Source organism: Pseudomonadota bacterium (assembly GCA_030860485.1).
In the GTDB taxonomy this organism is placed as follows: Bacteria; Pseudomonadota; Gammaproteobacteria; order JACCXJ01; family JACCXJ01; genus JACCXJ01.
The window spans coordinates 1-5,955 of the sequence record JALZID010000213.1 but is presented as its reverse complement, the minus strand read 5'-3'; the positions used below and the strand labels follow the sequence as shown (position 1 = coordinate 5,955).

The 5,955-nt window shown below is 58.8% G+C and carries 6 protein-coding genes; 4 read left to right on the top strand and 2 right to left on the bottom strand.

Annotated features, from left to right (window positions below):
- Positions 1–169, top strand: a 169-nt coding sequence (locus tag M3461_12560) for a diacylglycerol kinase family lipid kinase (protein ID MDQ3775119.1), incomplete at its 5' end; no start/stop codon positions are given.
- Positions 170–1,002: 833 nt separating this feature from the next.
- Here the strand turns inward: M3461_12560 and M3461_12555 are convergent.
- Positions 1,003–1,338, bottom strand: coding sequence for a four-helix bundle copper-binding protein (locus tag M3461_12555; protein ID MDQ3775118.1), 336 nt, complete (start codon positions 1,336–1,338; stop codon positions 1,003–1,005).
- Positions 1,339–1,822: 484 nt separating this feature from the next.
- On the opposite strand from M3461_12555, the gene M3461_12550 reads away from it, so the two are divergent.
- Positions 1,823–2,611 (top strand): dihydrofolate reductase family protein, encoded by a 789-nt coding sequence (locus M3461_12550; GenBank protein ID MDQ3775117.1) that lies wholly within the window; start codon positions 1,823–1,825, stop codon positions 2,609–2,611.
- A 117-nt stretch (positions 2,612–2,728) separates the two neighbouring features.
- Here M3461_12550 and surE read toward each other — a convergent pair whose 3' ends face one another.
- On the bottom strand, positions 2,729–3,460 hold the full coding sequence (gene surE / locus M3461_12545; protein MDQ3775116.1) for a 5'/3'-nucleotidase SurE: 732 nt from the start codon (positions 3,458–3,460) through the stop codon (positions 2,729–2,731).
- 58 nt (positions 3,461–3,518) lie between these two features.
- On the opposite strand from surE, the gene M3461_12540 reads away from it, so the two are divergent.
- Positions 3,519–4,532, top strand: coding sequence for a hypothetical protein (locus M3461_12540; GenBank protein ID MDQ3775115.1), 1,014 nt, complete (start codon positions 3,519–3,521; stop codon positions 4,530–4,532).
- A 416-nt stretch (positions 4,533–4,948) separates the two neighbouring features.
- Positions 4,949–5,557: a superoxide dismutase gene (locus M3461_12535; GenBank protein MDQ3775114.1), complete on the top strand. Its 609-nt coding sequence runs from the start codon at positions 4,949–4,951 to the stop codon at positions 5,555–5,557.
- The last annotated feature ends 398 nt before the right edge of the window (positions 5,558–5,955 follow it).

Genomic DNA, 5,955 nt, shown 5'->3' with positions numbered 1-5,955 from the left:
GGATTTCGATGCGCTCCGCACCGAAGAGGTCTGCATCGAGACGAAGCGCAAGCGCGTGCACGTCGCTACAGACGGTGAGGTCACCCTGATGCCCACCCCGCTCCATTACCGGGTTCGCCCCGGAGCGTTGCGGGTGCTCGTGCCCGCGGCGGAAACGGCAGGGCAGTGAACGCTGCTGGACCGGTCGCGGTTACTTCCGATCGCAGCCTAGAGTAATTGTTATCATTTCGTTGTCGCGGTCGCGGGACAGGACGGGCTTCCGGAAATCCGCGAGACACGCGCTCGGATACGCGGTAGTGCCTCAGCAAAGGCAATCACGCGAGCGTATTTCGAGTCATCGCGCGATTCACGCCAGCGATGGTGGTAGCGGTACTGCCTGCGGCCGCGGGCATCGCGACCCGTTGCTTGGAGGTGGCTCTCGGCGAACGAACTGATCATACCTCACGCCAGGCAGGAGTTACAACCAGCGATTTAATGCGCGCGAGTTTTCCCGCATCGCGGATCGTCCTGCCATCCGAATCGAGATAGCGAAAACCCGTCCTACTACTCAGGCGCCGGATCCCAGGCCCGTTATCGCTCACGTAGCGCAATGAGTGAAGCTGATTCTACCCGCGCCTCAGACGCTCTGCGCTCACCGTTCGTCCCACAGGACCGCCCCCCTGGCGTGACAGATTGGTTCATCGTGTCCGCTTTCGCCGCTGGCTTTTTCTCGCCATTTGGCCTTTTCTATTCGATGTTCGATTGCTCCCACAACCGCAAGGATGAACCTAGGTACGACGGGACTAAGTGATAGCGCCAGTCCCACGCGGCCCAGACCCGCCGTTTACGCCTGCTGCTACCGTCATCCAAACTGCGGCGGCTGGCGGCGACCCAGGAATCTGGCGCTACTCAGCCCGCTGCGGCGGGACTGCTTGGTGGCCGGGATATCCCTACGCTTCACCGCTTGAGCAGCGGACACACCGCGCCAATGTTGGGACCAATTACCCTGCATAGAACTTCAGGCTAGCCATGCGCCGCCATTTCTCGGCAAGACTCGGCGCAGCGCCGGCATGTCTCCGCACAGCGCTGCATATGGGCATCGTCTTTGAACTGCCCGCAATCTTCGGCGCACTGAGCGCAAATCTCGGCGCACACAGCACACGTACGTGCATGCAGTAAGGAGCCGCGAAGCATGAAGTTCGCGCTGGTCTGACAGATCTCGGCGCAATCGATTAACAGCCGAATACGGCCGCCCTCGGCGTGTCGGCCCCCTTGCTCCAAACAATAGGTAGTAGTATTCAGACAAATACCGTGGCAGTTAACGCATTCCTGGATACACTGGTGCAATGTCTCATTCATAGATACCTCCACAAGGGTAGAAGAATGGAAAACTTCTGGTCCTTCGTAGACGGTGTTCACCACCTCACCGCCGTTCGGATGCTGTGCCTTATCTAAACCGTTTCACGGCAAGCCACCGCAACCTCCGTACCGTTGCGCGATCCAGGCTGCTTGCTTGAAACGATGCGTGGGAGCCCACCAGGGTACGTTCCTCCTATCGGCATTTTTTACCGTCGATCAGAAATTTTTACGCGTCGGTAAATCGCGATGGGTTGAGAGTTTGCCCTTACCAGTGAACGCCCCGGACCACGATTGACCGCGGGGTCTGGATGCCGGTTCGCTCGCATGATGGTGGCGGACTGGCAATGGGTATGGTTATTGCCGCAACCATGCGCTGATTGCGATGCGGAGGCATCGAGCTGCACCCGTCGGGGACACAGCACCAATGATCTTGACAAAATTATTCCCTCCTCCCGTTGAACCGGTGCCGTTGGAGGGGATTTATTTGAATCACGACCTTCGGGCACGCTGGAACGATCCTACCCGGGGCCTCTCACGGCCGTTCGTCTACACCGATTTCGTCGTGAGCCTGGATGGCCGGATCGCGTTAGAGGACCGGCGAACGCGCAAGTCGGCGGTACCGGCGGAGATTGCCAATGCGCGTGACTGGCGTCTCTTCGAGGAACTCGGAGCACAGGCCGATGTGTTGCTCACAACGGACCGGTACCTAAGAGATCTTACCATGGGAGATGCTCAGGCCAGCTTGCCCGTGAACGAGGCGGCGTATCAGGATCTGCGCGATTGGCGGCAGGCCCAAGGGCTTACGGCACAGCCGGCGCTTGCAGTCTTGAGCGAGACCCTTAGTCTTCCCGTCCCAGCCATGGAGTATCTAATCAAGCGCCACGTCCGGGTTTTCGTGGCGACCGGCGTTGACGTCGATGTAACTCGGGCACGGGCGATCGAAGCCCAAGGTGCCACGGTGATGATGATCGCCGGGCGCGGACAGCAAGTTGGGGGGCAGGCTTTGATCCAGGCCCTCGGCCAGGAAGGCTTCAACCTTATTTATTCGACGGCAGGGCCCAGGGTACTGGCAACCTTGCTGGCCGATCGGGTGCTAGATCGACTCTATCTGACGCAGGTCCACCGGATCCTGGGGAGCGACTCCTACGATACCCTAGTGAAGGGACAGCGGCTTTGCCCTCCCGCCGACTTTCTGTTGTGTGCTTTGTATTACGACGAGCCCAGTGAGGAAAGCCCGGGCCAGATTTTCGCCTGCTACGCCGCGGTTCGATAGGCGATGCCATCCCGTATCGAAGATTACGCGCTGATCGGGACTGTGCCTCTTGACGATAAAGGGCGTTTACATCCCTATTCCCCATGTCCATCCCGATCGAGTGGGCGCCCTCTGCTCTTACAGCGGGCGCTGCTTCTGCGCGATGGCGAGCTCCTTGTCGTCAGTGAGATCGATCCGCAGGGGCGTGATCGAGATGTAACCGCGCTCGAGCGCCCAGCGATCGCTGCCCTCGTCGGTCTCCGTGATCGGGATGACAGTGAACCAGAAATGCTTGCGACCCATGGGGTCCTGCCCCGCCACCACCTTGCCGTCGTAGAAGCGGACCGATTGCCGCGTCCACAGGATGCCGTTAGGCTTCGTGGCCGGGAAATTGACGTTCACCAGCGACAGGACGGTTTCCTCCAGCAGCAGCTTGAGCACCTGCCTGATGTGAGGCTTCAGAGCCTCGAAGTCCGGCTCGTCCTCGACGACCGGTATGCTCATCGCGATGCCGCGCATACCCATGAGCGCCGCCTGCTTCGCTGCGGCGACCGTGCCCGAGTGCCAGATGCCGTTGCCGATGTTGGGGCCGAGATTGATTCCGGAAAGCACGACGTCCACGTTCTCCCACGCGAAAGCGCCGAGCGCGACGCAGTCTGCCGGCGTCCCGTCGACGCGGTAGGCCTGTACTTTCATGTGCTTCGTGCGCTTGTACGAGAGCGGCCGTCCAGAGGTGATAGAATGGCCCGCGGACGATCTTTCCACGTCCGGGGCCACGACGCGCACCTCGCCAAACTCGGTCGCGACCTCAGCGAGCGCCGCGATGCCGGGGCTGTATATGCCGTCGTCGTTGGAGATCAGCAGGCGCATGGCGGTTCTTTCACGACCATTTCCATTATGCCCGAAACGGGCCCGAGGTTCCAGATCCATGCGCGTGACACTCATATATAATCCGGGCGCCGGGGACGAGAAGCAACCGACCGTCGGACAGATCCAGGCGCTGATGAAGGAGGCCGGCTACACAGTCCGCTACCAGTCCACCAAGGACAAGGGCTGGCAGAAGGCGCTCAAGAAATCAGCCGACCTCGTCGCCGTGGCCGGTGGCGATGGCACCGTGGGCAAGGTCGCGAGGCGCCTCATCGGGAGCGGCGTAGCTATCGCAGTGCTGCCGCTCGGCACCGCGAACAACATCTCGAAAACGCTCGGCATCGCGGACCTGCCGATAACGCAGCTCATACCGGGCTGGGAGTCCGCGCGGCGGCACAAGTTCGATGCCGGCATCGCGACCGGGCCATGGGGCGAATGGCACTTCATCGAGGGCATCGGCACCGGGCTGCTGACGTGCTCCATACCGGAATTGCGGGACAACAAGGCGATCGACCGGTTGAAAGACACCGGGGTCAGAATCACCTACGCGCAGCAGATCTTCCGGGAACAGCTTGCCGATTGCCCGGCGGTCGAAATCGAGGCCGAGCTGGACGACGCGGATATCTCCGGACGCTACCTGCTGTTCGAAGTACTCAACATGGCGTACATCGGGCCCAATCTGTTCCTGGCCCCGGATATCGTGCGCAACGACGGTGAGTTCGACGTCGTACTGCTCGCCGAGAAGCACCGCGACCAACTGCACGATCACATCAAGGACTGGCAGGAGGGCAAACCGTGGCCGGCCGAGTTCGGGGCGCGCCGCGGCAAGCGCCTGAAGATCGAATGGACCGGGTTCGCCGTCCATATCGACGACAAGCTGTGGCCGGCGAAGGAAAAGAAGAAACCGAAGCCACCCGCGACGATAGACATCAAGGTCGAGCCCAAGGCGATCGAATTCCTCGTCCCGAAGGAAGTGGACGAAGAGAAGAAGCTGGCGAAGAAAAACGGCGAGAAGGGCAGGAAGAAGGCCAGCACTCGCCGAAGAAATACGTCGTCGACGCGCACGCCAGCGTAAAAAAAGCCGGCATAGACCGCTGTGACGCCGTAGTTGATTCCGGTTCGAGTTCAAAAGTAGAGCTGGAAACCACGAGGGAGCGACGAGACATATCGTGAGTGATAAGCGAGGAGCGAGCGAGAAGGCGACAAGAGTTATAGGAATGAAATTGAAGCGGAATAAAAAGGAGAGCGTAATCGTGTTACAGCCATACATTGCGTCGAGCCACCGGGGTTATAGTTGGCTGGCACCTCGCTGTAATTCTTACCGACGTTTGTAAAAGCTTCGCCCGAGCAGAGACTTCGCCTGAATCCATATACCCCTAATCGCTGGAACAACAAGAGATTCTGCCTTGGTGGGGGGTGGCACGGAGATTGTCAGATCTCGATTTCGAGGTCACTTCTCGCTAGAAGAGGCGATGAAAGGAGGTAGAGAAAATGTATCAAGTTAAAGAGTTCAATTTGAGCAGGCTCAACGGCATCTCTGATCAGACTCTGGAGATGCATTTCAAGCTTTACGAAGGGTATGTCAAGGAAACCAACCGGCTGACGGAGGCGATCGCGGAGTTCTTGAAGGATGGTCGGGTTGACCAGGAAGAGATGCCAGCCTACTCAGAGCTCAAGCGCCGTTTCGGGTTCGAGTATAACGGCATGGTCTTGCATGAATACTACTTCGGCAACTTGAAGAAGGATGGCGGGGAAGATCCGGCACGTAACTCAGCATTCCTTCAGGCTGTCGAATCGAGCTTTGGCAGCTACGACCTTTGGAAGGTAGACTTCACCAGCGTCGGCAAGATGCGCGGGGTCGGATGGGCGATTTGCTACCTGGATCCGCTACACGGCCGGTTGTCCAACCACTGGGTCACGTTGCATGAAGTCGGAACCGTGGCCGGCTTTATTCCCGCGCTGGTCATGGACGTCTGGGAGCATGCGTTCCTGCTCGACTACAAACCGGCGGAGCGCGCGAAGTATATCGAAGCCTTCTTCTCCAATCTCAACTGGCAGACGGTAGAACAACGCCTCTCAGCCAAAAAATATGTCAAATAAAGGGGTTGCGTCCACCTCGCCAGGTGTTCCTAAGAGACGCGCATGAGCAACAGCGATCCAACTCCGATCCAACTCATTAATGTTCCACTATTAGACAGGAGCGCGGCAGCAAACATGGCTAATGAGGATCTGTGGAGTCGAGAGCTTCCCAACTAACAACGTCCCTGGTCCTGTCTACTGCGGTGACGTGCGCACCGACCACGAACCCCCAGCGCCCAAGGCGGCACCGAGCTGGAAGTCACGATCGAGGGGCTGGTCTGCCAAGGAACGTTCATAGGTAAGATCTTATAACTATATGAGTTATAAAGATAACAAATGCGTGGAACTTTTAGGGCTCCACCCGATCTGATCAACTTTATCGGCAAATCAAGATGATCGGGGAGGGGAGGATGGAACGA

Bases quoted from the DNA above. Each gene is read 5' to 3' on its own strand.
- M3461_12535 (MDQ3775114.1), top strand. From the start codon at position 4,949: ATGTATCAAGTTAAAGAGTTCAATTTGAGCAGGCTCAACGGCATCTCT.
- M3461_12555 (MDQ3775118.1), bottom strand. From the start codon at position 1,338: ATGAATGAGACATTGCACCAGTGTATCCAGGAATGCGTTAACTGCCAC.
- surE (MDQ3775116.1), bottom strand. From the start codon at position 3,460: ATGCGCCTGCTGATCTCCAACGACGACGGCATATACAGCCCCGGCATC.
- M3461_12540 (MDQ3775115.1), top strand. From the start codon at position 3,519: ATGCGCGTGACACTCATATATAATCCGGGCGCCGGGGACGAGAAGCAA.